The 25647-nt window shown below is 65.6% G+C and carries 22 protein-coding genes and 1 pseudogene; 4 read left to right on the plus strand and 19 right to left on the minus strand.

Features of this window, described 5'->3' with window-relative positions; translation table 11 throughout:
• Positions 1–115: 115 nt before the first annotated feature.
• Positions 116–1747 (plus strand): OmpA family protein, encoded by a 1632-nt coding sequence (locus DR039_RS04970; protein ID WP_170166853.1) that lies wholly within the window; start codon positions 116–118, stop codon positions 1745–1747.
• 219 nt (positions 1748–1966) lie between these two features.
• On the plus strand, positions 1967–3604 hold the full coding sequence (locus tag DR039_RS04975; protein ID WP_111836289.1) for an OmpA family protein: 1638 nt from the start codon (positions 1967–1969) through the stop codon (positions 3602–3604).
• Between the two features lie 96 nt (positions 3605–3700).
• Here DR039_RS04975 and DR039_RS04980 read toward each other — a convergent pair whose 3' ends face one another.
• From DR039_RS04980 to modA, 10 genes and pseudogenes are all read right to left on the minus strand, one after another.
• On the minus strand, positions 3701–4540 hold the full coding sequence (locus DR039_RS04980; RefSeq protein ID WP_111836290.1) for an undecaprenyl-diphosphate phosphatase: 840 nt from the start codon (positions 4538–4540) through the stop codon (positions 3701–3703).
• An 89-nt stretch (positions 4541–4629) separates the two neighbouring features.
• Positions 4630–5448: a histidinol-phosphatase gene (gene hisN / locus DR039_RS04985; protein WP_111836291.1), complete on the minus strand. Its 819-nt coding sequence runs from the start codon at positions 5446–5448 to the stop codon at positions 4630–4632.
• Positions 5449–5601: 153 nt separating this feature from the next.
• Positions 5602–6903 (minus strand): annotated as a pseudogene (locus DR039_RS04990) (cytochrome c biogenesis protein/redoxin); the annotation flags it as partial.
• Positions 6904–7095: 192 nt separating this feature from the next.
• Positions 7096–8571, minus strand: a complete 1476-nt coding sequence (locus DR039_RS04995) for a proteasome accessory factor PafA2 family protein (RefSeq protein WP_111836293.1) — start codon at positions 8569–8571, stop codon at positions 7096–7098.
• Positions 8568–8753 carry a ubiquitin-like protein Pup gene (locus DR039_RS05000; protein WP_111836294.1) on the minus strand — a complete coding sequence of 62 codons (186 nt, stop codon included), beginning with the start codon at positions 8751–8753 and terminating at the stop codon, positions 8568–8570. The genes DR039_RS04995 and DR039_RS05000 overlap by 4 nt, the downstream gene beginning before the upstream one ends.
• 46 nt (positions 8754–8799) lie before the next feature.
• A complete protein-coding gene (locus tag DR039_RS05005; protein WP_111836295.1) occupies positions 8800–10560 on the minus strand; it encodes a proteasome accessory factor PafA2 family protein in 1761 nt (586 codons plus the stop codon).
• Positions 10557–12134: a proteasome ATPase gene (gene arc / locus DR039_RS05010; protein ID WP_229116813.1), complete on the minus strand. Its 1578-nt coding sequence runs from the start codon at positions 12132–12134 to the stop codon at positions 10557–10559. Before arc ends, DR039_RS05005 begins: the two co-directional genes overlap by 4 nt.
• A 60-nt stretch (positions 12135–12194) precedes the next feature.
• Complete coding sequence (locus DR039_RS05015; RefSeq protein ID WP_111836297.1) at positions 12195–13049, minus strand: HesA/MoeB/ThiF family protein; 855 nt, start codon at positions 13047–13049, stop codon at positions 12195–12197.
• Positions 13046–15091: a molybdate ABC transporter permease subunit gene (gene modB, locus DR039_RS05020; protein WP_111836416.1), complete on the minus strand. Its 2046-nt coding sequence runs from the start codon at positions 15089–15091 to the stop codon at positions 13046–13048. The genes DR039_RS05015 and modB overlap by 4 nt, the downstream gene beginning before the upstream one ends.
• 44 nt (positions 15092–15135) lie before the next feature.
• Positions 15136–15996, minus strand: coding sequence for a molybdate ABC transporter substrate-binding protein (gene modA, locus DR039_RS05025; protein ID WP_111836298.1), 861 nt, complete (start codon positions 15994–15996; stop codon positions 15136–15138).
• A 174-nt stretch (positions 15997–16170) separates the two neighbouring features.
• On the opposite strand from modA, the gene DR039_RS05030 reads away from it, so the two are divergent.
• Positions 16171–16710 (plus strand): MogA/MoaB family molybdenum cofactor biosynthesis protein, encoded by a 540-nt coding sequence (locus DR039_RS05030; RefSeq protein ID WP_111836299.1) that lies wholly within the window; start codon positions 16171–16173, stop codon positions 16708–16710.
• A gap of 80 nt (positions 16711–16790) precedes the next feature.
• On the opposite strand, the gene mobA is transcribed toward DR039_RS05030, so the two are convergent.
• The 3 genes from mobA to DR039_RS05045 are packed head-to-tail and all read right to left on the minus strand — an operon-like array spanning position 16791 to position 19321.
• Positions 16791–17447, minus strand: a complete 657-nt coding sequence (gene mobA, locus DR039_RS05035) for a molybdenum cofactor guanylyltransferase (protein WP_229116814.1) — start codon at positions 17445–17447, stop codon at positions 16791–16793.
• Entirely contained in the window at positions 17440–17931 is a 492-nt protein-coding gene (moaC, locus tag DR039_RS05040) for a cyclic pyranopterin monophosphate synthase MoaC (RefSeq protein WP_111836301.1), read from the minus strand. The genes mobA and moaC overlap by 8 nt, the downstream gene beginning before the upstream one ends.
• 55 nt (positions 17932–17986) lie before the next feature.
• Positions 17987–19321 (minus strand): molybdopterin molybdotransferase MoeA, encoded by a 1335-nt coding sequence (locus DR039_RS05045; protein ID WP_318268908.1) that lies wholly within the window; start codon positions 19319–19321, stop codon positions 17987–17989.
• A 118-nt stretch (positions 19322–19439) separates the two neighbouring features.
• Between DR039_RS05045 and DR039_RS05050 the strand changes: the two genes are divergently transcribed.
• Positions 19440–19934, plus strand: a complete 495-nt coding sequence (locus tag DR039_RS05050; RefSeq protein ID WP_111836302.1) for a molybdenum cofactor biosynthesis protein MoaE — start codon at positions 19440–19442, stop codon at positions 19932–19934.
• A 35-nt stretch (positions 19935–19969) separates the two neighbouring features.
• Here DR039_RS05050 and DR039_RS05055 read toward each other — a convergent pair whose 3' ends face one another.
• The 6 genes from DR039_RS05055 to aroA form a co-directional block, all read right to left on the minus strand.
• Positions 19970–20293, minus strand: a complete 324-nt coding sequence (locus DR039_RS05055; protein WP_111836303.1) for a MoaD/ThiS family protein — start codon at positions 20291–20293, stop codon at positions 19970–19972.
• Positions 20294–20393: 100 nt separating this feature from the next.
• Positions 20394–21476: a GTP 3',8-cyclase MoaA gene (gene moaA / locus DR039_RS05060; RefSeq protein ID WP_111836304.1), complete on the minus strand. Its 1083-nt coding sequence runs from the start codon at positions 21474–21476 to the stop codon at positions 20394–20396.
• Between the two features lie 139 nt (positions 21477–21615).
• Positions 21616–22272, minus strand: a complete 657-nt coding sequence (locus DR039_RS05065; RefSeq protein ID WP_111836305.1) for a hypothetical protein — start codon at positions 22270–22272, stop codon at positions 21616–21618.
• Positions 22273–22280: 8 nt separating this feature from the next.
• A complete protein-coding gene (locus DR039_RS05070; RefSeq protein WP_229116815.1) occupies positions 22281–22937 on the minus strand; it encodes a GNAT family N-acetyltransferase in 657 nt (218 codons plus the stop codon).
• Positions 22938–22987: 50 nt separating this feature from the next.
• The gene (rsgA, locus tag DR039_RS05075) at positions 22988–24136 is read right to left on the minus strand and encodes a ribosome small subunit-dependent GTPase A (protein WP_111836306.1); all 1149 of its coding nucleotides are present in this window, start codon (positions 24134–24136) and stop codon (positions 22988–22990) included.
• Positions 24136–25587 carry a 3-phosphoshikimate 1-carboxyvinyltransferase gene (gene aroA / locus DR039_RS05080; protein ID WP_229116816.1) on the minus strand — a complete coding sequence of 484 codons (1452 nt, stop codon included), beginning with the start codon at positions 25585–25587 and terminating at the stop codon, positions 24136–24138. Before aroA ends, rsgA begins: the two co-directional genes overlap by 1 nt.
• Between the last annotated feature and the right edge of the window lie 60 nt (positions 25588–25647).

Genomic DNA, 25647 nt, shown 5'->3' on the forward strand with positions numbered 1-25647 from the left:
CTGCACCCCGGTATGCGGTCTAGGTGCGGCCGGGGTGCTCTCCTGCCCATCGGCGGCAGGTCACTGCACCGGTACCGTGGAAGTGTCCTGCAAATACTTTGTGGAAAGGCGATCCATGCGCAACCCCACTCAGATGCTCCTGACTCGCCGCCGCGCCCTGTCTCTACCCCTTCTGACAGCGGTGGCTGGGACCTTGGCTGCCTGCGGGGACGAAGCTAGGGTGCCGGCTCCGTCAGCCTCACCCACCTCCGCACCTAAGCCGGCAGGCTCGGCCACCGCCGGTGTCCCGCCCACCACCGGGGCCGCCGCCACTACAGGCAGCCGCAGCTACCACCTGGAAGGCGTCCTAGACGGCCACACCCTGGACGTGCAGCTCGGCCCACTGGTACGGGTGGATGACAAGTTCTCCATCCTGCCTATCCATGTGGACCGACCCGCCAACGATCCCTCCACCCAAGCCCTGGCCGTGGAGCCGCGCTGGCTGGGCGGCCTCACGGACGACCTCCTGGGCATCCGCCCGATGCGTCTGGTGGACTCCACTTCCCGCAGCGTCTGGATCACTACTTTCCGCGGCAATTCCAGCACTACCAAGCTGGAAGCCGGGGCCTCTGCGGACTTCTTCGCCACCTTCGGCGTCATTGCCCCGGAAACTACTAAAGCCACCGTCATGCTTTCGCGCAGCGGCTGCTTGGAAGTCGAGGTCGTGGACCAGGCAGCTGCCCCCAATATCCAGGTGGAGCAGATACGCCAGCAGGCCAAGGCGGACACCGAGCACGCTCAAGCCATCAACCTGGAGTGCTACACCGAGTCCTACGACGGCAATATCTCAGACCGCCGCACGGAAGACGAGATCGTCCTGACCGCCGCCAACGACCTCACCTTTGCCACCGACTCCGCCGACCTATCCTCGGCCGCCGAGGCCGTCTTAAGCAACGCCTCCCAAACCATCAAGACCTACCCCGACGGCGGCACCATGACCATCACCGGTCATACCGACGACGTCGCCGACGAGGCCTACAACCAGACCCTTTCCGAGAAGCGCGCCCAGAGCGTGCATAAGCGCCTGGGCGAGTTCGCCGACCTGTCTAAATGGCAGGTCAGCGCCGTCGGCAAAGGCGAGACTGAGCCGAAAGTCAAAGACACCACTGATGAAGCTCGCGCCGCCAACCGGCGCGTAGAGATCTCCATCAAACCTACCGGTGGCACCAAGGGCGGCACCCGGCCCGTCAACCCTGGCGCGCCTATGCCTGCCCCAACCGGACCTTCTGCGCCCGGACCGCAGGGATTGGAGGTGCCAGACCCGGGCAAGGCGGGGGAATTCCTGCACATCAAGCTGGAAAAGGTGGTGCGGCGCGGCTCGCTGCTGTTTGGGGAGTTTATTGTCTCCGGCAGCGCCAATGCCGCCCTGGATCACTGGTTCACGGATTCGCGCGGCTGGGGCCTGGCCAATGCCCGCGGTGAGTTGGGCGGTCTGACTTCTATAGTGGCGGCCTCGGGCCCCACCCTGTTGGCTGGCGGCGGCTACGTGTTCCCCGTTGACTACCTGCCGCAGGGCGCTAGGGCGCACCGGCCTTTGGCGGACCTGGACCTGGTGGAGGAGTGGAAGGGCAAACAGGCCACGCGGGTATGCGTGGTCTGGCCGGATACAGGCGAGTCCACGGTCACGGTGGAGCGCCCTGATGACGCTAAACAGAAGGGCAGCCGACCGGTTTGGCGTTTGACGGATGTGCCCGTCGTTGAGGGCTAAGTGCCCTGCGCCTTTACCTGTTCCGCACTGCGCGGGATCTGCGGTGTCACCGTGGTCCCGCGCAGTTTCGCAGTTTTGGGCACTGGCGGCAGGCGGGGATTAGCTCTCCCCAACTACACGGGTAGTGCCTGGGTAGAGCGTAATTCTTGCCCATGGTTTCCGTGAACACCCGGTACTTATCGTTGAGGCAACGCGAAACGCTCCCAGAAAGGCACTCCAATGCGCGCTTCCTTGAACCCCATGCTCTCTCGCAGGCGCGCCCTGAGCGTGCCCCTGCTCGCAGTCCTCGCTGGCACTCTGGCTGCCTGCGGCGACGACTACGTCAACCCCACCCCCAGCCAGCCCGCCCCCAGCAACCCTGCAGCCCCTGGCACCGGCGGCCCGGGCACCACCCCTGGCGGCTCCAAAGCGAGGCCCGCCGGTGGCGTGACCCGCATTGAGAACCTCAGCGGCGGTCACACCATCGATGTGGAGGTCGGCCCGGTCATCCGCGTAGACGCCAACTCCTCCCTGCTCAAAATCAAGGCTTCCCGCCCCGCCGACGACCCGGGCAAGAAGGAGCAGATTTACCCGCCGATCTCCGAGACCTGGGTGGGCAATGGTTCAGATGAAAATAGGGGCACCCGTCCCCTCCGTCTGATTGACACCGCCAACCGACGCGTCTGGGTCACCACCCACACAGACCTGAAACCTGTGTACCTGGCCAAGGGCAAAACGGAGGAGATGTACTTCTCCTTTGGCGGCATCGACGCCGGGATCACCAAGCTCATCGCGATGCTCGTGGAGACCGGTTTCTTTGAGGTCGACGTGGTAGAGGCTTCCACGATTACTGGCATTGACGCTCCAGCCCTGTTGGCAGCGTGCAAGCCCGATGCCAACCGCGGCCCGTCCCTGCCGTTGGAGTTCTTCTCCAAGGCCTACGACGGTTCCTCTGGTGGCCTCACTACGGAAAAGGACATTCAGGTGACCGTCTCCAGTGACGTCACCTTCGCCACCGATTCCTCCGAACTGAGTTCCACTGCTGACGGTGCCCTGCGCAATGCCGCAGACACCATCAAGTCCTACGCCAATGGTGGTTCTATTACCATCACCGGTCACACCGACGACGTCGCTGACGAGGCCTACAACCAGACCCTTTCAGAGAAGCGCGCCCAGAGCGTGCAAAAGCGCCTGAGCGAGCTGGCAGACCTATCCAAGTGGTCGGTCACCACCACCGGCAAGGGCGAGACTGAGCCGCGTATTAAGGACACCACGGATGCCGCGCGGGCCATCAACCGTCGCGTGGACTTGGTGATCACTCCCACCGGCGGTACTCACACTGCGGTCAAGCCCTCTGACCCAAACGCGGCTTTGCCCGCAGCCAAGGGCGTGGTTGGTAGCGGAGCCGTCGGGGTGGTCAGTGAAAGCCCGATGGACCAAGCGAAGTTGAAGCTCACGCTCGATCAGGTGACCAGGCGGGGCCAGTTGCTCTTCGGGGAGTTGCTGCTGACCGTCGAGGCCACCGGCTCTATAGGATCTCCTGCCTTGACCAGATGGCTCCGTGACCAGAACGGTGGTGTCAAGAGCGTGCGTGGGGAGGAAGCTGGCGTTAGCAACTTCTCTACCGCTAACGGCGTCACCATCTTGTCCGGCGGCAGGTACGTGTACCCGGTGGACTATCTGCCGGTTGGTGCCTCCGCACACCTGCCGCTTACGGACTTGGACCTTAGCGAGATGCTGGGACAGGGGGAGACCATGCGGGTTCTGATGGTCTGGCCGGACACTGGTGACAGCACCATCACGATCGACCGCCATGACACATACGAGCAGATTTCCGTGGACTGGCGCCTGACGGATATCCCAGTCGTCGAGGGCTGAGGGTCCTCGAGCCTATGAACACACTGTGGCCCGGCGCTGGATACTCTCCGGAGCCGGGCCACAGTGTGCCGCTAGTCAGCGGACTTTGCTGCCCCCTCAGGCGGCGACGACATTGGTGGCCACGAGGCCAAAAATCACCAAGCCCAAGAGCACCCGGTAGACCAGGAAGCCCGTGAACTTATTGGAGGACACAAAGCGCAGCAGCCAAGCAATGGTCGCGTAGGCCACCAGGCCGGAAACCAGCGTGGCAATGCCGGTGGCGGTCCAGCCGATCTCGGGAGAGCTGATCTCATCAAAGGCGGTTACGGCCTCTAGGGCGCCGGCAGCCACCAGCGCCGGAATACCCATGAAGAAAGACAGACGGGTGGCCGTCACGCGGTCAAAACCCCGGAACAGTCCAGCGGAAATAGTGGCCCCGGAACGGGAAATGCCCGGCAGCACGGGGGCCAGAGCCTGGAAACCACCAATAATCAAGGCGTCCACAATGGAGACCTCGCGCATTCCCTTGCGCAGGTCGGTGCGCTGGTCCGCCAGCCACATGACGGCAGACCACACCACCAAGGCCCCAGCGATCACCCACAGGGAGCGAGAGGTCACCTCAATGAAGTCTTTGAACAGCAGGCCCACCACCGCAACCGGCACCGAGCCCAGAATGATGCCCCAGCCGAGGGTGTAGTCGGGGTCCTGCCGGGCCTCCTTGTTGGCCAAGCCTTTGAGCCAGGCGGTAGCGATCCGCACAATATCGCCCCAGAAGTAGACTACGGCTGCCAGGATGGCGCCTACCTGGATGACGGCGGTGAAGGCTGTCATCCCCACCGAGTCAATGTTGTAGCCGAGGAGTTTCTCGACGATATTGAGGTGGCCGGTGGATGACACCGGTAGGAACTCGGTGATGCCTTCGACGATGCCGAGGATGACGGCGTGCAGCCAGTTCATGAGGCTCCCAGATAGCGGGTTTAGATGGACGCCATGCAGGCTACTCGCGCTAGGCCGTCAGGCTCACACTGGCGGCTGTGGCAACGGCCTCAGTCGCTGTCTTGGCCCAGGATCTCTAAGGCGACGTCGTGCAGGTGGCGGTTAGTGGCCAGGGCGTCTCCACCCCAGGGGCCCGGCTCGCCTGCCAGGGAGGTGAAGCAGCCCCCGGCCTCGGTGACAATCGGCACCAGTGCGGCCATATCGTGCAGGCCCAGTTCGGGTTCAGCCGCCAGGTCCACGGCCCCCTCAGCCAGCAGCATGTAGGACCAGAAGTCGCCGTAGGCGCGGGTACGCCAGCACTGCTGCATTAGGTTCAGCATCGCGCGCAGGCGTCGTCGCTCAGCCCAGCCGGACAGGGAGGAGTAAGACAGGGAAGCATCCGCCAGCAGCGCCACCCCGGAGGTGCGGATCTGTTTGGCGGCGGAGAGGCTGCGCCCGGTCCAGGCGCCACCGCCCTTCACAGCCCACCAGCGCTTTCCTAGCGCAGGTGCGGATACGAGGCCGACGACGACCTCCTCATCCTCCACCAGGCCGATGAGGGTGGCCCATACGGGCACACCCCGCACATAGTTCTTGGTGCCATCGATTGGGTCCACCACCCATTTGCGGGAGGAATAGCCGGTCTCACCGAACTCCTCACCCACAATTGCGTCCCGACCGCGAGCCCGGGCCAGGTGTTCACGCACCAGGGTTTCAGTGGCACGGTCGGCGTCGGTGACGGGGGTGAGGTCAGGTTTGGTTTCCACCTCAAAGTCTTGGGCTTCAAAGCGGGAGGCTGTGAGTTTGTCTGCATGGTCTGCGATGAGATGTGCTAGGTGCAGGTCATCGCGCCAGCGGCGCTCGGGTGAGGTTGAGACCGGGGAAGTCATGCCTCCACAGTAAGCGGCTGCTGGTCCTTTGCGGCCCAGGCAGGCCGTGGGCCGCGTCCTCAAGCAAGAGTTTTGACGCTAAGCCAAGTCACGCGGGCACCCGGCTTGGAGTCGGGTGCCCGCGTGAGTTTAGGTGCTGAGAGCCTGGGCCTAGGCCTCCGCAAAGACGGGGGCGGGCAGGGTGACGGAGGGGTTAGCTTCCTTAAGCAGCTCACGCACTAGGCGCTCAAGGGTCTGCTTGCCACCTTCTCCGTAGCTGACATGGCGCAGCTGTCCATGGTTGTCGGCCAGGTAGTGCGCGGGCCAGTAGTGGTTGTCAAAGTTCTGCCAGGTGGCGAGCTCAGAGTCCACCGCAACCGGGAAAGTAATGCCTAGTCTCTTGGCGCCGCCACGGACGCCGTCTAGCTCCTTCTCATAAGCGAACTCGGGGGAGTGAACGCCGATCACCTGCAGGCCAGCCTCCTTGTAAGTCTCGTGGAGCTTCTGGATGCCGGGGATGGAGCGCTGGCAGTTGAGGCAGCCATAGGTCCAGAAGTCGACGAGCGTCACCTTGCCCGCCCGGTCGGCGCTGCTCAGAGGCTGCTCCCCAGAGGTATTCAGCCAGGCAACCGCCTCTTTGATTTCTGGCAGCGGACCGCACTGCGCTAGGTTCTCGGCCCCATCCACGCACTGATCCCGACTCTGGGTCTGGCTTGCTGGCTTAGAGCTGTCCTTGCGGGCCTGCTGGAGAGCACGGTCTGACTGTGCCTGGAAAGAGGCCGTGTAGTCAGGCACGGCGCGCTGCAGCACGGTGGGCAGGTCCAGAACCAGTCCCAGGGACAGAGCGAGCATTGAGACGCCAGCTGCCACCCGGATGCCCCGTTGACGGGAGCGGAGAGCGTTGAGACGCTCCACCAGGCCACGGCCAGCCAAGGAGAAAGCCAGCAGAGGGATGGCCGTGCCCAAGGCGAAGGAGATCGCCAGCACCAGCGTGTCCGGGCCGATCTTTCCGGTTGACCCGGCTACGGCTACAGCTGCCAGTACCGGGCCAGCGCAGGGGACAAAAGCAGTGCCCAAAACCAGGCCAAGCGCGAAGCCATTTGAGGGCTGCGCTTTGGGGGAACGTATGCGGGAGAAGGGACGCTCCAACAGCCCCATCACCTTGGAGGAGACCAGTCCGATGCCAACTAGAGCCAAGAGCACCACGCCGGTCCAACGGATCACGTCCTGGGGCAGGTTCAGGAGGCTAAGCAGAGTGGAGCCCAGCAAAGTGATAGCAGTGAAGCTGGTCACCAGACCTGCTACCACCAGGTAAGGCCGCCAGCGGGAAACAGCAGGGGCATCCGATTGAGCCCCTTGCTGGCGAGCTCCCTGGGCGCCGCCTGACAGGAGTATCACTGGTAGGACCGGCAAGATGCAGGGGGAGATTCCGGTAATTAAGCCCCCGAGTAAACCGATAAGCGCCAAACTTGTCATAAGTGCTCCTGTTCTTCTGGCTGTGCACTAATAGTTCGGAGCCAGAAGGCAAGCGGATTGGAGCAATTTGCTGCAGGGGTAGCCGCAAATGAGCCTGAGCTGGCTGCTGCCCACTCTGAAAGTCACAGCCAGCCAGGCCTAAAGCACAGCTGCGGGCCGGTCACCAGACCTAGGCCTTGAGTAAGGAAAAACTCAGGCCACCGGCCCCAGTGCCGCGATCTCCTGAAGCAGTACCTCTACGGCGTCGTCCTGGCTGCAGCGGGGATCCAGCAGGTCGATCTGCGAGTGGGGAGGAGTGTCCAAGCGCACATGCGCCCAGCTGACTGATAGGAACCTGCCGGTGCTTTCGCAGGCCGCTACAACGCGCCCCCGCAGACTGGCTCGGGTGTCGGAAGGGGGCTCTTGTACGGCCCGCTCCACCTGCTCCGGGCTCACCAGCGGCGCCATTAGCCCCGCCTGGGTGAGGGCTTGACGCAGTCCCGTACTCGCAGACAGGTCGTGGTAGGCCAGTTCAGCCCGTCGCACCCGCGGGTCCTGCCAGCCCAGCTGACTGCGCTGCGCCACCCGAGCCAGGACCCGATGTTTGATAGCCCAATCGAGCTCTGTGACCACCGGAGAGTAATCCCCGGTGTGCAGGGCCTGGCAGCCGCGACGGGCCAGAGCGAGCACCTGCCCGGTGAGTGCATCCGGCTGCTCATCGGGCAGCTCCGCCAGGGTCTCCAGGTGGTCCAAGGCTAGGTCCAGCAACTCTGGGCAGTTGACTGCCCCCAGGCCACCGGCCCGCTCACAGCGCCGCAATGGGTCCCGGTTCCACAATTGCGCCGCTCCTGCCGGGTCCACCAGCTCGCACTCAGCTAGGTTCCATGCGCCCCGCTCCACCAGCGTTAGGGCTGCGTCCACCAGCACCACCTTCAGCGCCGTCGTCCAGGGGCTGATGGCGGAGTCTCCAGCAATAACGTGCAGGCGCCGCCAGCGCTGCGCATCGGCGTGGGGCTCATCGCGCGTATTAATAAAGGCCCGCTCATGCGTGGGATCTGCTGAGGCGGCCCCCACAATGTGCTCAGCTCGCGCCGAATAACGCAGTGGCCCAAGTGGCGCTTTCCCGGTGGCTGCGGGACCACCAGCTGCCTGCGCCAGGGGCAGCGACCCCGCCCCGGTGAGGATCTGGCGGGCAGCTAGCAGGCCGATGAGCCCACCGAGCGGCAGCTCCACCTGGCGTTCAACTTGATAATTCTCGTGGCAGCCGAAGGTAGCTCCCCAGGCATCCGTATTCGACTTCAGAACGTGAATGCGGGCGCCACGGGATGCCAGGCGCGCATTGGCCGCTTGCGCCATGCGGGACAGCAGCAGATCTCCAGCCAGGTCTTGGGCGACGACGTCGCTGGTCCACAGGCACTCCGGCCCGGCGTACTCAGGGTGCAGCCCGATATCCACGTACAGGCGCGCCCCCGTTTGGGTGAAGCGGTGGGTGCCGCTGGCGGCGGGCACACCCCGAAACAGCTCGTCTACAGCCTCCTTGACGCTCAGTGGTGCTTCCACCACCTCCTGAGCCTCCGCTGCCCCGTGCTCTTCTGGGACTGCCTGAGCCTCCAAATAAGCACTGGTAACCCCGTATTCAGTCTCGATCCCGACGACGCGGTGCAATCGGCCCGCGCAGGCCGCGGTCACTGCCCACCCTGCTGTCGGAAGCTCTGCACAAAGGTCAAGGCGTTGATCTCTAAGACGTCGTCGATTCCATCCAGGACCTCATCCAAGCCCTGCACCTGGGCGGTGGGGGCGGCAGGCGGGGCAGCAGGTTCGGGCTCTGGCGTGTCTGTGTGGGTGGCCTGGGCGTGAATGCGGTCGGTCATGCTCTGTCTCCTGTGGGTTGAATTGGAACTGATGGGGCTGGTGGTCTCAAGCACTTGGGTTGGTGTCAGTGCCCGCATCTGTGGCTGCGCTGGAGGCCGGGGCCGTGGCGTAGAAGCCCTCGTCCCAGCCGAAAGTCTCCGGTTGGGCGGGCACGTCCAGGCCCAGGGCCTCCAGCGTGGCGAGCAGCCGGGTGACTGGGGGAGCGTCAGGGGCAGTACCGGCATAGGCCTGCTCAACTTCCTGGCCAGTGGGATGCAGCGGGTCAGGCAGGGTGACTCGCAGCAGTCGCGTCTCACCGGTGTCCAACACCAGGGAGGTCCAGCTAGCCGCCCACACTTGCTCAGGGAAAAGCCGTAGGAAGGCTGCCCGGCCCCCGGCCCGTGTGTTGTCTGGCGCCTGGGTAACCGCTGCGGCCACGGCGTCGTCCTCCAACAGACGCCGCACCTGGCCCGCCCGCTCTAGGCGGGCAGCCAGAGAACTTGCCGGGTCCACAACGGCGAACTGCAAATCCGCTGCACGCATACGAGGATCGTCCCAACCGCAGCCTGCCCGCTCCCGCAACCGCTCCAGCAGCGTGAGCTTGGCACACCACTCCACCAGCTGGGCCGCCTGCCCCGGGCCCCGGTCCAGAGCCTCCAAAGCCTCGCGCCACAAAGCCAGCACCAGGGCCGTCTCCTCGTCAACTGTGCCCTCGCCAAGACAGGACTCCACCTCCTCCAGAAAATCCCATTGGATTTCCAGAGCGCTGGCCTTTCCGCCGCAGACCAACGGGCAGCGGGCGCGCAGGGAAGTGTCATATGAGAAGACCTTGATAGCCTCCACCGGGTCCGCCAGGGCCAGGCGGTCGGCCAGTGCCCGCGCCCGCTGCGGGGCCTGCTCAACTAGGCTGAGTACGCAAGCAGTCAGGCCCAGGCGCAGCACGGCACTCACTTCTAAAGTGGAGGAATCAGCCGTGATGACGTGGAGGCGCCGCCACTGGCGGGCATCGGCGTGGGGCTCGTCGCGCGTGTTGACTATGGGGCGGTTGCGCGTGGTGTACAGGGACACCGGCTGCTCGACGTAGTCAGCTCGGGCCAGGATCTGGAAGCCAGGCTCCTCACCGGCTGCTCCCACACCCACTCGGCCCGAACCGCATACCACCAGGCGGCTAACCAACAGCGGCAGCAGGATATCCGTGAGCAACTCCCAGGAGCTTTCCCGTGCCACGGCGTAGGACTCGTGGGCACCCCAGGCGGAGCCACGGCCGTCGGTGTTGTTCTTGATGACCTGGACCCGAGTGCCGCGCTCAGCACTTAGTGCCTGCTCCGCTTCGTGCATGAGTCGGTCCCCGGCCCGGTCGTAGGTGGCGGCAGCCACCGGCCCCAGAACCTCAGGCGAGGCGTATTCAGGGTGGGTGTGGTCCACGTATAGGCGAGCCCCGTTGGCGGCCTGGGTGGAGGTGCCCCGGTAGTAGTGCTGGCCGAAGGCATCCACCCGGTGTATCCACCGCGCCGGGGAGCCGGTAAGGACCGCCCCGGCCTCCAAATCGGTGCGGGCCTCTGGGAGCAGGTCATGCTCTTGCCCATCGCGGGCATCGCGTTGAGGTAGCTCGCCGGAGTAGTCAAAACGGGTTCCTGCCCCGCGCGCCAAGCTGCGGTCCGTTTTGGACGGCACATGCCTGGTGGAGGGGGACCCCTGCGCGGCCGCGTGGGTGGCATAGGCGTAGAGCAGATCGGTGGCCAACTCCTGGGGATCGGCCTGCGGGCAATCGCGGTCAATGAGGGCGTACTCCGTCTCAATGCCCATGACGCGGCGAACAGTAATCATGGACGGTTCTCCTCTCCGGCTGGAATCAGCGCAGTAACCGGGTCGGTGCGCCGACTCCGACCGATGACGCGCGCCCATTCCTCCGGGTCTGAGGTGCCCGGCTGCTCGGCGGCGTCGGCAACCTCAGCGGCGACCGCAGCCAGCAGGTGGGCGGTGGTAAGGCCGCGACGGCCCGCCAAAGCATCCTTGAGCGCTGCCCCCTTGGCGCGCTCGACCACGGAGGCGATCATCGCGCCAGAGACCAGATCGGCCAGGTGCCAGGTTTCGCAGGCACCAGAGCGGCGGTAAACGTGCAGCACCTCGGTGGAGGCATCGCGGGTGAATAGGGCCTTTAAGACGGCCTCGCTCATGGCCTGTACTGCCGCCTGCGCTGAGCCTCGGGCCGCAATTTCACTGGCGGCTAGGGGCAGGTCGGTGGTCAGGTAGCGGGCCAGGATTTGGCCGGAGGCCTCCCGATCGGGGCGGTCAATGCGTACGCGCACATCCAGGCGCCCGGGCCGCAGGATCGCCGGGTCGATCATGTCCTCCCGGTTGGAGGCGCCGATGACCACCACATTGCGCATTTCTTCCACGCCGTCGATTTCCGCTAGCAGCTGGGGCACCACCGTGGTTTCCACATCCGAAGACACCCCGGTGCCGCGGGTGCGGAACAGGGACTCCATCTCATCGAAAAAGATAACCACCGGGACGCCGTCGGCAGCCTTATCGCGGGCGCGCGTGAAAATCAGGCGGATACGGCGCTCGGTCTCGCCAACGTATTTGTCCAGCAGCTGGGGGCCTTTAATGCTCAGGAAGTGGGTGCGCCGGCCAGTGGCTTGGGTCAGGGAGGTGGCCACAGCCCGGGCGACCAGGGTTTTGCCGACGCCGGGCGGACCATACAGGAGCAGACCGCGCGGTGGACGCAGATGATGCTCAGCAAAAAGTTCGGGATGTGTCATGGGCAGCTCGACGGCGTCGCGGATCTTCTCCAAGGTGGCGTCTAAGCCACCGATAGCCTCCCAAGGCGTGTCCGGGGCGGCCTCTAAGAGCAGATCCTCAACCTCCTGGCGGGGCACCACTGAGATAACCGTCCCTTCGCGCACATCTGCTAGGAGACTGTCGCCAGGGCGCAGGCGGGTTTCCACCAGCGCGGGGGCTAGGCGCAGTACCCGGGAGTCCTCACTGCGAACAGCTACCAGCACGTGATGCGCGTCTAGGCGTTGCTCTAAGGACACCAACTCGCCAGTATCCGCCAGGCTGCCCAGCTCCACCGCATGCAGGTCTGCGTTAAGCAGCAGGGGAGTGCCAGCCACCAGGCCCCCCAAAGGCAAGTGCTCGCAGGCCCGCACCCGCAATCTCCGACCTCCCTGGGCGACGTCCAGGAGACGCTCCAAAGGGTCCACCACCTCAATAAGCGTGGCGTGACTTAGCGCCGGGGAGGTGAGCCGAGTGATCTCCCGGTGAGCGGCCTCCAGCTCCGCGCGAGCCCGGCGCAGCGCCTGAGCTAGGGCCCGGTTCTTGCGCGCAGCCAACTGCTCCGCCTCAGTCAGCCCAGCGTCTTCCGGGGACTGGGCTTCAACGCCGTTGTCTACCACGAGCGGCTCCTTTGCAGGGTAGGGCGCTCTCAGGCTGGAGAGCCTAAAGATTACGTATCTTCAACCATGGTAAGACGCGGATTCCCTGGCGCGAAGGCCCGATTCGTTCAGGACACCGCCGGCACCGCATACCGGGCAGGCGGGGCTTTTGGCCACTGCCAGCTCATTTACCCGCGCGCCCCACAGATCCAACACCAGCATCCGGCCAATGAGGGGACTAGCCCCACCCACCACTAGCTTCAGAACCTCCATAGCCTGCAGGGAGCCGACCGTCCCAGCCAAAGCCCCCAACACTCCCGCTTGCGCTGCAGAGGGAACCATCTCCGGTTCCGGCGCCACCGGGTGCAGGCAGTGGAAACAGGGGCCCTGCCGGGCGTCAAAGACCCCCACCTGCCCATGCGTGCCCAGCACTGCCCCGTGGACCAGCGGAATCCCGAGCTGGGCAGTAGCCTCCCCCAACAAGTAACGGGTAGGGAGGCTGTCCGTACCATCTACCACTACATCCCAACCCGGCAGCAGGTCTGCGACATTGGCACTAGTAAGCCGTTCCGGGAAAACCACCAGTTCGATATCAGGGTTGAGGGCTGCCAGGGATGCCCGGGCGGAGCCGGTTTTGGGGCTGCCGATCTCAGTGGTCGTATGGAGGACCTGCCGCTGCAGGTTGGAGACCTCCACCCGGTCCGGGTCCACTAGGCCCAAAGTGCCCACCCCAGCCGCTGCCAGGTACAGAGCCGCAGGCGAGCCCAGACCTCCCAGACCTACCACCAGCACCCGCGCAGCTCGAATCCGCTGCTGCCCGAGCACCCCCACCTGGTGGACCAGCAGGTTGCGGGCGTAGCGGCGCTGTTCGGCCTCGCTCAGAGGCCGCAGCCGCGAGTCAGCCACCACCGACGCCGTCGGCTCTGTCATGCTCATATCTCCTGCTCCTGAGGCTGCCCCACCCCGGTATTCTCCCCGCGGGTGCCGGGACGCCGCCCCACCAAACGCACCTGCACCGCCTTAACCACACAGACCACCTCGCTGCCGGGCACGAGCCCCAGCTCAGCCACCGCCCCAGCCGTAACCGCCGCCCGCAGCATAGGCCCAGGAAGCGCGGTGCCAGCCAGGGCCACAGACACTGTCACCAGCCCACCTGTGCGCTCCAAAGCAGACACGGTCCCCGGCAGACAGTTGCGAGGGCTGCCGGCGCTGGCGCCGTCCGGATACAAGGCGACGGCGTCAGGCGGCACCAATGCCGCACCCGGGCCCGGCTCCGGCAAATCCGCCTGCCCCGGGCGGGAGGCCAACAGCATCCCCGTCTCCAGGCGCAGACGTGGCGCAGTGGCATCCCCCTCCACCACGCCAGGAAGCACCGACAGGCCAGTCAGACTGGCGCTGAAATGGCTGGAGGGGGCTGTCAAGACCTGGGCAGCAGGTCCGGACTCCACCACCCGCCCCGCATCCAGGACCATCACCGTATCCGCCAGGGCCGCCACATCCACCACGTCATGCGTCACCAGCAGCACGGTCAGCCCTGCCTGGGCCACGCGACGAGCCAACAGGCTGCGCAACTGCGTTCGCGCCCCCACGTCTAGCGCGGCCATGGGCTCGTCAAGCACCAGCAGGCGTGGGGAAGTGGCTAGAGCACGAGCCAGAGCCACCCGCGCTGCCTGACCGCCAGATAACTCCCCACCACGGCGTCCCGCCAGGTGACTGGCACCAACCGCCATTAGCTCGGTCTGAGCGCGCTCGCGGGCCTGGGAACGGCTGAACCCCTGGCAACGCGGCCCAAAAGCCACATTCTCCAGCACGCTCATATGCGTGAATACCCCCGGATCTTGGCGCAGCAGCGCCACACCACGCTTCCCAGCCGGCACAAAAACCCCCGGTCCGTCCAGCAGACGACCGCCCAAACTGAGCTGCCCGCCCGCGGCGTCCAGCAGCCCAGCCGCCACCTGGCAGACAGTGGACTTGCCTGAGCCGTTGGGGCCAACCAGCGCCAGCACATGCCCCGCAGGCAGCTGCAGTTCCACATCCACGTCGCGCTCTTGCAAAGCACAGCTCAGCTGCAGCTCCTGGCCGCGAGGCTGGCTGCCCGCCACCCCAATGGGTGACGCTGTTGGCTCCGCACTGCCGATCCGCTTAGGCAATGCGGTGGCTGCAAGCGGTACTTCAGCAAGCTCGGCCACTACACCCTTGTCATGCCGGATGCCACCAGCCAAATGCTGGCGCAGCTCGCCCCAGTTGACGCTGGTGGCGCCAACCACCAAGAAAGACAGTGCGATCAGCACCACTGCCAAGGCTAAGGAAGTACCAGAGTCGTTTTCCCGCTCCAAGTAGATCGCCAGCGGCATCGTGCGGGTGACGCCCTCTTTGGAACCAGCGAAGGCAATCGTCGCCCCAAACTCACCCAGACTGCGGCCCAGCGCCAGCGCCACCCCGCGCCCCAGGGCCGGAGCCACCAGCGGCAAAGTCACACGTCTAAGCACCATCCAGGGGCCCGCCCCCAGTACTCGGGCAGTCTGCTCCGCCTGCGTATCCCGGCTGCGCAGCGCCGCCTCCAAAGTGACCACCAGGAAGGGCATAGACACAAAGACCTGCGCCAGCACCACGGCCGCCGTCGTGAATGAGACCTGCAAGCCAGCGGCCTCCAGAACGCCCCCCAGCAGGCCCCGCCGCCCCAGGGTGGACAGCAGGGCGATGCCTGCCACCACCGGCGGCATGGTCATGGGCAGCACCGCCAACACTCGCGCCACCCGCACCCCCGGCCATTGCCGAGCCAGCAACAGCGCCAAGGGCATCCCCAACAGCACGCAGATGGCGGTGGACAGCAGGCTGGTGCGCAGAGATAAGCTCAAAGCCACCCGGGCGTGCTCAGAGGTGAGCAGCTCCGGCAAGCGCCCCCAGGGCACGCGCGTGCCCAAGCCCACCAGCGGCAATACCAGGGCGCAGGCCCCCAGCAGGGCCAAAGCGCTCACCACCACAGGCAAAGGTGAGCGCCGGGCCCGGGAAGACTGGTGGCTCACTTGGCCTCAGGGGCACCAAAGCCGTACTGCTCTTGCAATACCTTCTGCCCGGCAGGGGAGAGCAGGTGGTCCACGAAGGCCTGGGCGGCCTGCGGGTTGGTGGCTGTCTTGGTGACTGCCACCGGGTAATGGTTCTTGACCTGGTTGGCAGGCAGGGCAACCGCCTCCACTTTTTCTCCGGAGGATTTGGCATCTGTGGTGTACACCAGGCCGGCGTCGGCTTCACCGGACTCCACTTTGCCGCGCACATCAGTGACCTTTTGCTCTTCAGAGACCGGGTTTAAACTTATGCCCAGCTCCGCAGTGAGCTTCTGGGTAGCGGCCCCACAAGGCACCTGCGGGGCACAAACCACCAGCTTGGCCTGGTCCAGGGAGCCATCGTTGATGCCCGTGACGTGCGCTGGGTTGCCCTTGGGGACAATTAGGGTCAGGACATTGGTGGCGAACTCTTGACTCTTAGCGACCAGACCTTTGCCGGTGGCGTCCTGCATGGTTTTGTTGTTGGCGGTGGCCAAAATATCTGCGGCAGCACCCTCGGCTAGGGCAGTCACCAGGTCTTGGGAGCCCTGGAAGTCGAAGCTGTACTCCACCCCTGGGTGAGCCTGCTTGAAGTCGGTGGCCAGCTGTTCGAAAGCCTTTTGCAGGGAGGCGGCCGCGAAAACCGTTACCTTGCCGGACAGTGCTGCGGTGGCTGTGCCCGCGGTAGCAGAGCCGGAGGAACTGCCTGCTGAAGCTGGGCTGCTGCTGGCCCCAGACGCACTGTTAGAAGCACCTCCAGAGGAGCCACCGCAGGCACCTAGCGCACTGGCTGCAAACAGCGACAGGGCAGAAATGGTGGTGCGGCGGGTGACATCCATTGAGGGCTCCCTTCTAACGAGCGTGACTACAAGGCTGCTCTGCGAGTTTCCGCCCCGGCTGCAGGGCGATTGAGCTCGGGCATGAGCCATTTCCATGCCCAGCTCTACCAGAAATGCTATGGACGGGCCAGAAGGCCGGGCCTGCTGGCAACAGGAAGGCGGTAAAGTCCCAGCGTGTCTGCCACCCACTTTGACGAAGCTGAGAATCACCAACACCCGCTGCCCACCCCGATTCGGGGCGCCGTCATCACCGTTTCTGACCGCTGTGCTGCTGGTGCCCGCGAGGACGCCTCCGGCCCGCTGGCCGCTGAGTTGCTGCGCGTGCACGGCATCAACGTCGCGCAGGTGGCGGTGGTTCCTGACGGCGTTGAATCTGTGCGCCAGGCCATCCAAGCTGCGGTAGACGACGGCGCCCGCGTGGTGCTAACCACCGGCGGCACGGGTATCACTCCCCGCGACCTCACCCCGGAAGGCACGGCACCGCTGCTGGCTCTGCGTCTGGAAGGTATTGAGGCACAGATCCGCGCCTATGGCCTTAATCAAACACCTCGGGCCGCACTCTCAAGAGGGCTGGTGGGCGTCACTAACCGGGAGGCTGACGGCACCCTGGTAGTCAACGCCCCCGGCTCATGTGGCGGCGTTAAAGACACCGTGGCAGTCGTGGGGCCGCTGGTGGCGCATATTCTGGAACAGTTAGCTGGCGGCGACCACTGAGGTAAGGGGAGGCCGTAGCTGCTGCCGGCGCCGCAGCGGTAGCGCCAAGGCCTGGCCGAGAGAGCTCAAGGCGCTGTGGCCTAGGGGTGGCGATCCCATTGGTGGATCTCCGCCCAGGTATCCAAGTCCACGGCCGCAGCAGCTGACGCCTCATCAAGATCAATCTCATGTACCCGCAGGCTGGCAAAAGTGCTTTTGACTGGCACATCCCGCAGCGGCACCCCACCTGGGGCCACAGTGTCTTGCAGCGACGCCGTGCGGTAGATGCCCAAGAGATATTGCGGGCGGTCAGCAACAAGCGGGCAGACGCCGTCCCCAGCCTGCCTACCAGAGCCAACCGAGTCTGCCAGCCTTGGCAGCAGCCCAGGCAAGAGTCGCCAGGCTCCGGGAGCGTCACAGGTGAGCAGAGCCGTCCAAGGCGCCGCACCACCCACTTGCTTCCCCAGGGCCTGTAACCCGGCGGCAAGGCCGGCCACCGGGCCGCCCAGCGGCGGCTCCTCCAAGGCACGCAGCACGCCGTCAGGCAGGGCTACTGACTTCGGGGCCACTACACAGATGCGCCCAAGCAGGAAGTTAGTGCCTAGCCACCCCGGGGTTTTCAGGCTCTCCAGGCCCATCAGCAAATGGTCAAGCAGGCGGGCACCTCGCGCCACCACCTCTGGCTTAGACACCCCACCCAGGCGCCGGCCAGTTCCCCCACCCAGCACCACCACGTCAACTGCTAAGCCGTCAGTCAACGGGGCGCACCCAATCCCCTGAACGGCCCCCACTCTTGCGGGTCACCACCACCTCACGGATCGCCGCCGAACGGTCCACTCCTTTGACCATGTCCACCACCGCCAACGCAGCCACAGTTGCCGCCGTCAGCGCCTCCATCTCCACCCCAGTGCGGTCAGCAGTGCGCACGGTGGTCTCAATGCGCACCCCCGCATCGGTGATGGCCAGGTCCACGCTGCAGCCGTGCACTCCGATCACATGCGCCAAAGGCAGCAATTCAGGCACCTTCTTAGAAGCGGCGATCCCCGCCACCCGGGCCACCGCCAACACATCCCCTTTGGGCACAGTGCCGTCCCGCAGCGCCGCCACCACCTGCGGGGAGCAGGTCACCAAGGCCCGAGCACTGGCTGAGCGGACAGTGGGAGTCTTGGCAGTTACATCCACCATGTAGGCAGCACCAGCTGCGTCCAAATGGGTTAAGCGGATCTGGTTAGGGTCGGTCATCACTGCTCCTGCTGGGGCTCATCGCGGATCTGCAATTAGTTAGGAAGGCGGGGTCTCAGCCTGCCTGGCCAGGCGCCGACGGGGCCGACAGTGGCAATAAAGACACCACATCACCCACTTCTACGGTAGCCGTACCCGCCTCCACCACCGCCAAGGCCTGGGCCGCAGGCAAAGAAGCCACCAGATGCGAGCCAGAACCCAGGCGGTGCGTGGGACAGACCCACAGGCCAGCAGCGCTTGTAGCCCCCGCCGGGGCCGGAACCATGCGCACGGGAATATGCTGGCGGCGCGCACCTGCAGTTTTCCAGGCAACTGCAGCCCGCGCCTGCCGCGGCAATAGACTCGGCACGGCGGCGTCGCCGTCAAGATCCAGCCCAGTCAGGCGTGCCAACACCGGCACCACGATGGTGCGGAAGGAAACTAAAACGCTCACCGGATTGCCCGGCAGCATAAGGAGCGGAACGGCCCGGCCATCACTGGCACGCACCACCCCCCAGCCCTGGGGTTTTCCTGGCTGCATCGCTACCTTGATAAAGCTCAGGGTGATGCGCTCGCGGTGCTCGGGAACTGCGGCCAGCATGGTTAGTGGGTCAAAAGCCCCGGCAGACACCCCTCCAGAGCTTATGAGCAGATCCGCAGACTCCGCCGCCTCCAGCAGACAGGCCGCGACCTCCTGGGTGGTGTCACCGCTGCGAACAGTGGCGGTGACTGTGGCTCCGGCCTCTCGGGCCAGACCGGTGAGCAGCAGTGAGTTGGAGTCAGGGATGGCGCCAGGACTCAGGGGCTGGCCTGGCTCTGTGAGCTCAGCGCCAGTAGAAACCACCGCCACGCGCGGCTGCGGGTAAGCCAGGACCTCCCCGCGCCCCACCGAAGCTAAAGCGGACAGGGCAGTGGCTGACAGGATTGTGCCTGCGGGCAACACGGGGTCTGCGGGGGAGACATCCTCCCCAGCCATGCGCACGTTTTGGCCAGGGCTTACCGGCGCCCGCAGTTCCACCTGGGTGGGCAGGGGATGGTTGCCGGGCTGCTGATCCGTATCCTCCACGCGCACGACGGCGTCGGCCCCAGGCGGCAGCATGGCCCCGGTCATGATGCGCATCGCGGTGCCTTCAGGCAGCGCAGTCGGGGCGCTGCCGGCCGGGATATCCCCGGAGACCGGCAGGACGACGGCGGCACCGGGGCTGGTGGGCTGGACTGTGGCAGCCCGCACGGCGTAGCCATCCATGGCGGAATTGGTCCACGGCGGCACCGGTAACTCAGCGGTAACTGGCTCAGCTAGGACCAGACCATGCGCTTGTGACAACGGGACCCGGCGGGGTGGCAGGGGAGCGAGAGCGGTGAGCACCTGGCGCAGGTAGTCCTCCAGCGGGGTCAATGCAAGCACGGTCATCCTTCCAAAGCTGGGCGGCGAGGCGGCGAGGTAAGTGGGGTAAGCCCCATCATGCCTGGTGTCATGGTGGGGCTGGTAACTTCGCGGCCGGAATAGCTAACCCGCCTAGGAGAGTGCAATGACTGAGCCCACCCCACACCCCCACAGTGCGCCCGAGCCTGAGTGCCCTAAGGCTGCCGACCGTCCAGTGCCGGGCCGGGTGGTCTGTGCGACCGTGACTGAGACAGTGTTGGATCTAGTGGCCCTGTCCCGGCAGGTGGGCGACGAGGCCGCGGGCGCCGTCGTCACCTTTGAGGGCGTGGTGCGTAACCACGACGGCGGGCGGGGCGTGCAGGGCATCAGCTATTCCTGCCACCCCAGCGCAGGGGAGATTATCGGCCAGATCGCAGCTGAGGTGGCGGCGCGGCCAGGCGTGCGGGCGGTTGGCGCGGTGCACCGCGTGGGTGACCTCCGAGTGGGGGATACGGCGCTTGTGGTCGCTGTGGCTGCTGAGCATCGGGGACAGGGTTTTGGGGCGGCCTCTGACCTGGTGGACGAGATCAAGTTGCGCTTGCCGGTGTGGAAGCAGCAACTATTCGCCGACGGTTCCAGCGAGTGGAGCAATATGGGCTAAGCCCTCCTAACACCAGGCTGAGAGGAGGGGCTGGCTCAGCCGCCAGCAAAGGGCGGCAACAGATCCACGCGGTCGCCATCAGATAAAGGCGCGAGTGCATCTGCTGGCGTGGCGACGGCGTTGAGCAGGAAAGTGGACAGTCCCACCACCTTGGCCATCTGGGTGCCCCGACCGGCCAGCTCTGCGCGCAGCCCCGCCAGCGTGCTACCTGCTGGCAGTTCCACGAGTTCCTCCGGGCGCCCGGCAGCTTCAGCGGCGGCTGCAAAGTAGCGCAGAGTCACAACAATTCGTGCGCCACCTGCTGGGCTCTGGGCACCTTCGGTAAGGGCGGACTCAGTGTTTGGGGACTTAGGGGTCATAAAGTAGCTCCTGGGTTAGGGACCTGCGGGACTCTAGCGCAAGTCGATAGGACTGCTCTGGGATGCCCGTGGGGGCTGGGGAACGCAGGCGGTGGACTATTCAGCCGCCGATGGCGGACATGAGCCGGCCTGGCTGCGCAAAACCGACAGGCTCCTGGTCTGGCGCATTCGTGCCGTGGGCCAGGGGCTTAGCCCAGGTGGCCTGCGCCCAGAGTGCGATCAATTCTTCGTCACTGGCGCCCGCGCGCATCGGCCCGCGCAGGTCTGTTTCCGTGGGGGAGAACAAGCAGGTCATGACCCGCCCGTCCGCCGTTAAGCGCGTGCGGTCGCAGTCTGAGCAGAAGGGATCGCTTACAGAAGCAATCACCCCCACCGTCCCAGCCGGGTAAGGCAGGCCCTCGGCGTCGACTCCAGCCGCAACCTTCCACAGGGAAGCTGGACGGCGCTCGGGGCGCCCCGCATCATGGAGTTGGAAACCAGATTTGCGCAGCACTCCCAGCACCTCGGCAGCAGTAGTGACCTCCTCCGGACGCCACGAGCCGCGTGGGCCCAACGGCATATGTTCGATGAAGCGCAGCTGCCAACCATGCCGCAGGCATTCAGCCAGCAGACGCGGTGCTCGCCGTGAGAGGGACCCTGGCATGGCGACGGCGTTGACCTTCACCGGTGTGAGCCCAGCCTCTTGGGCGCCACGTACGCCACGCAGCACGGCGTCGAGTCGGTCGCGCCGCGTGATGCTTGCGTATTCCACGTCATCCAGCGAGTCGATGGAGATATTCACTCGGTCCAGGCCCGCCGCTCGCAGCGCAGCAGCCCGCCGTTCCAGGCCGAGACCGTTGGTAGTCAAGGCCAGGTCCGGTTTCACGCCTGCGCGGGTTCGCAGCTTGGAAAGCGCCTGTACGATCTCCTCCAGGTCTCGACGCAGCAGAGGTTCCCCGCCGGTGAGGCGGATGCGCTCCACTCCCAGGCGTTCCACGGCGATCCGAGCCAGCCTTGCGGTCTCAGCGGTGGTCAGCAGGTCTGCTGCGGGCAACCACTCCAGACCTTGTGCGGGCATACAGTAGGTGCAGCGCAGATTACAGCGATCCGTGAGGGACAGGCGCAGGTCGCGTACGGTGCGCTCGTAGCGGTCAACCAGTTGGTTAACCGCTAGGGGCTGTAGGAGGCTTGCTACGGCTGTCATGGGCTGATCGTAACGACAAACCCGGAGTACTAATTAATACGCAGCAATTGTTGCAGGTTAGGCAGCGCAAGCGCTGGCCCGGGGGTACCTATAAGCAGCTGCCGCCACCAGCCTGCTTGACAAGCGGGGAGAGACGGCGTCAAGCATTAGAGGGAAGCTGCTTCCGGGCCCGCCGACGCCAGCTGGCGACCGCCACAATAATTCCGATCGCGCCCAGCACCAGCAGGGTCCAGCCTGAGATACGTTCGGCAACTAGGCTCGGAGTGCTGTGGTCCACTACCTCTGGCCGGCTGCTCAGCCAGTGCCGCAAAAAGGGCTCCACGATCGCTCCAACCGGCACCAGCAGCCGCGCCACTAGTCCGCTCAGGCCCTGGCGTCGCCACAAAGCCCCCATGGCACCCAGCGGAACCCCTGCTATCACAGCAATCACAAACCAGTGTGCGTTCTCCTCCCATACCCCCACCGGCATAGTCCCAAGCAGCCGCCCCAAGGCATAGTGCAGCACCAGGGAAGCCTCCCCAGTTAGTACTGCTGCCAGAGCGCCACGCAGGGGCCGAGCCATAACGGCCCCTGCTAACAACTGGGCCCCCGCCCACAAGACTCCGGAGTTGAGCAGTTGGGAAAGCACCCAGCGGGCTACCGCAAGCTGGTCAGGGACGCTGCGGGAAAGCAACGCCTCGCTCTGAAGATCACTCAGCAAGGAGACGACGGCAAGTCCCGTGCTCAATAAGGCAATCGCTAGCCAGGGACGCCACTCGATACGGGTAGCCACTGGGGGCACGCTGGACTGCTGCATAACGGGCCCTAGGCCTGGTCTTTAGCGTTGGCAGGCCGGATTAAAGCCCAGTAGCGCGGCAGGGGGTCACACGGTCCCAGCTCTGCCACCTCCTGAAAGCCGTGGCGCTCGTAGAGGCGCTTGGAACTGGGGGTGGTGGACTCCAAGTGCACGGGCAAAGCGTCTGCAGCTGCGCGAGTTAGGCCGTGCCTGAGGAGTCGAGAACCTAGACCCAAGCCCTGTAAGCCGGGGGTGACCGCGAGCATCTGCAGGTGCCAGTGCGGGGCGAGTGGGCGGACCGTCTCACAAAGCCGTCCGTCCAACAGGCACAGGTCCCAGGCTGGGCCCATGATGGAGTGGTCAATGCCTTCTGGCACGCTGCCCGGCTCGCCGCCGATTCCCAATGGACCCGTGGGTTTAGCGCCAGCGTGGATGGGGTTATCCCACAGGGCAGCAGCCAGGATCCGGCCCGTGTGGTCAATGACGAGGTCCGTGGTGGTGGGGGCCTTGGGGCAGAGGTAGTGGCCGGTTAGCTCGAAGTCGAGCAGGTGCTGCAGGGCCGCCAGCGGGTCCGGGGCCGGGGCGGTGATGGCTTCCATAAGCGGGTCTGTGCTGAAAACTTCTGTCAGCAGGGCAGTCAGGGGAAGCCGGTCCGCAGAGCGAGCCAGTCGGATCGTCTCAGTCACGGGCAGACCATACGTCAAGCGCGTTGATCTCGCTCTCCGAGCCGGAGGGCTCAGGTGCCTAGGTGGCGGTGTGAGCTGGGCACCGGGTCTTCAGCCTCCAGGGATGGTGCCAGCAGGCGGCGGAAAGAATCGAGGCGGGCCCGGCGCGGGGCCAGCGGGCTGGCAGGGCGGTTTACCGGTTTGCTGGCGCTGGAACCGCCGTCGGCGTCGGCACCACTGGCCGCCCATGCGTCTAGAGCACAGTCGAGCACCCCGGTCTCGTGCGTACAGCCGCGGGGGCAGTCCTCAGCTACCTCCGCTAGATCTGGGAAACCGCGCAGCACATCCGTGCTGGAGACATGCGAGACGCCGAAGGAACGCACACCGGGGGTGTCGATCACCCAGCCGCCGCCGGGCAGTTCTAGGGCCTGTAGGTTGGTGGAGGTGTGGCGACCCCGGCCAGTGACCTCATTTACGTGCCCGGTGACGCGCTCTGCGCCCGGCACCAGCGCGTTGATAAGTGTGGACTTGCCGACTCCAGAGTGCCCCACGAATACGGAGGTATGCCCGGCAAGTAGCGCCCGCACTGCCTCCACGCCGCCTCCGCCAGCGCGGGTGGATTGGGCCTGGCTCGTCTCATCTAGGCGGGTGGGTACGGAGCGCACCCCCAGGGGTTCATATAGCGCCAGCAAGGGGGTGGCATCCGCCAAATCCGATTTGCTAAGGACCAGCAGGGGCTCCATGCCTGCGTCATAAGCGGCCACCAAGTAGCGGTCGATCATGCGGGGGCGCGGCTCGGGGTCCGCCACGGCCGTGACGATTACCAGCAGCTCAGCATTGGCAACAACCGGCCGCTCAGTGCCAGCGGCGTCGCCGTCTTCGGCGCTGCGGCGCAGCAGGGTGGTGCGCTCTTGCACGCGGACCAGGCGCGCCAGGGTGTCCTTGCGGCCACTGGTATCGCCGACGACGCCTACCCGGTCCCCAACCACTACCTTGCCTCGCCCCAGCTCACGGGCTTTCATAGCGGTTATGTCCCCGCTGCCGTTAGCGGTGAGCTGGGGATCGTCTAGGCGGATGCGGTAGTGGCCCCGATCGATGCGCGTAACCATGCCGGTTACCGCATCCTGGTGACTGGGGCGCTGTTTGGTGCGCGGGCGCGAGCCACGCCCGGGGCGAACGCGCACGCGCGGATCGTCGGTGCCAGTGTCGCGGCGGCCCATCAGCAGCAGTCCTCGGTGGTGGGCTTGGCTGTTGTGGGGGTGCTAGCGCCGGTGGCGAGCATTGCCGACCACATCGTGGGGAAGTCTGGGAGAGTCTTGGAGGTACAGGCGACGTCGTCCAAAGTGGTGCCGGGGACGGCCAGGGCGATGAGCGCCGCGAAGGTGGCCAGGCGGTGGTCGGCGTAGGTGTGCAGGCGAGTCGGGTGTAGCTGCGCCCCAGCAGGCAGCGCCTCGATATCTAGACCGTCGGTGGTTTCCCGCGCACTGGCGCCCAAGCGGTTGATCTCAGCCACTAAGGCGGCCAGGCGGTTGGTCTCGTGGCCACGCAGATGGGCAATGCCAGTCAGGCGGGAGGCATGTCCCTGCGCAGCGGCTAGAACGCATAGAGCGGCGACTGTGGGAGCCAGCTCGCCGACGGCGGAGAGGTCCGCGTCGATTCCGGTGAGCTGGCCCGTGCCGTGGGCGGTGAATCGCAGGGTGCCGTCAGGCTGGGCGGTGGTGGTGACGGTGCCGCCGAGCTGAGGCAGGAGTTTACGCCAGGCAGCCCCGGCTTGCGTGGTGTGTGCAGGCCAATGTGGCACGGTCACGCTGCCGCCGCAGATGAGGGCTGCGGCCAAGAAAGGCCCGGCATTGGACAGGTCTGGTTCGATTAGGACTTCGCCGCCGTGGGGGCGCCCCGGGTGAACCCGCCAGCTGCGGGCAGCCTCAGGGGCCTGTGGGTCCGGTTCATCGACGACGATCCCGCGTTCACGCAGGCTCTCCACCGTCATATGTATATGGGGGAGGGAAGGGACGGGCCCGGTGGAGGTGATCTCTAGACCACCAGGCAGCAAGGCCCCAACGAGCAGGAGGGCAGAAAGAAATTGGGAGGACTGGGAAGCATCGATGCTGACCCGATGCGGGGCGGTGGGGTTGGCGGGGTCGGCTGGACGCAGGAGCGCACCGCTGCCCGGGCCTACGCGCACCGGCAGGTGACCGGGCGCACCCAATTCACTGACGGCGGCCCCTAGGGCCGCCAAGGCATCCAGGACTGGGCCCAGGGGGCGTAGGCGAGCGGCTTCGTCGCCGTCGAACACCACGGGGCGCTGGGCTAAAGCAGCCAGAGGGGGCACGAAGCGCATAACGGTGCCCGCTAAGCCACAGTCAACCTGAGGCGGCTCCCCACCCTGGGCGGTGACCGGTAGCGGCTCGGTAGCGGGGAAGATCCGCAGTTTGCTGCCGGAATCATCCAAGACCTCAGAGCCGACGCCGAGCACATGCAGGGCATCCAGCATCAGGTCAGTGTCCCGTGAGCGCAGGGCGCCCAGCAGTGTGGACGGGGCGTCCGCCAAGGCAGCAAGCACTAGGGCCCGGGCGGTCAGCGACTTGGAGCCGGGCAGAGTGACAACGGCATCCAGCGGCCCAGAAGCGGCCGGGGCAGCCCAGGCGGTGAGGATGGTCGCGTCAGTCACCTGCGCATTGTCTCAGGTGAGAGCGGTTGTGCCTGCGCACGGATAGATGAATCTCAGGAC

The sequence above is a fragment of the Actinomyces bovis genome (genome assembly GCF_900444995.1).
Taxonomy (GTDB): domain Bacteria; phylum Actinomycetota; class Actinomycetes; order Actinomycetales; family Actinomycetaceae; genus Actinomyces; species Actinomyces bovis.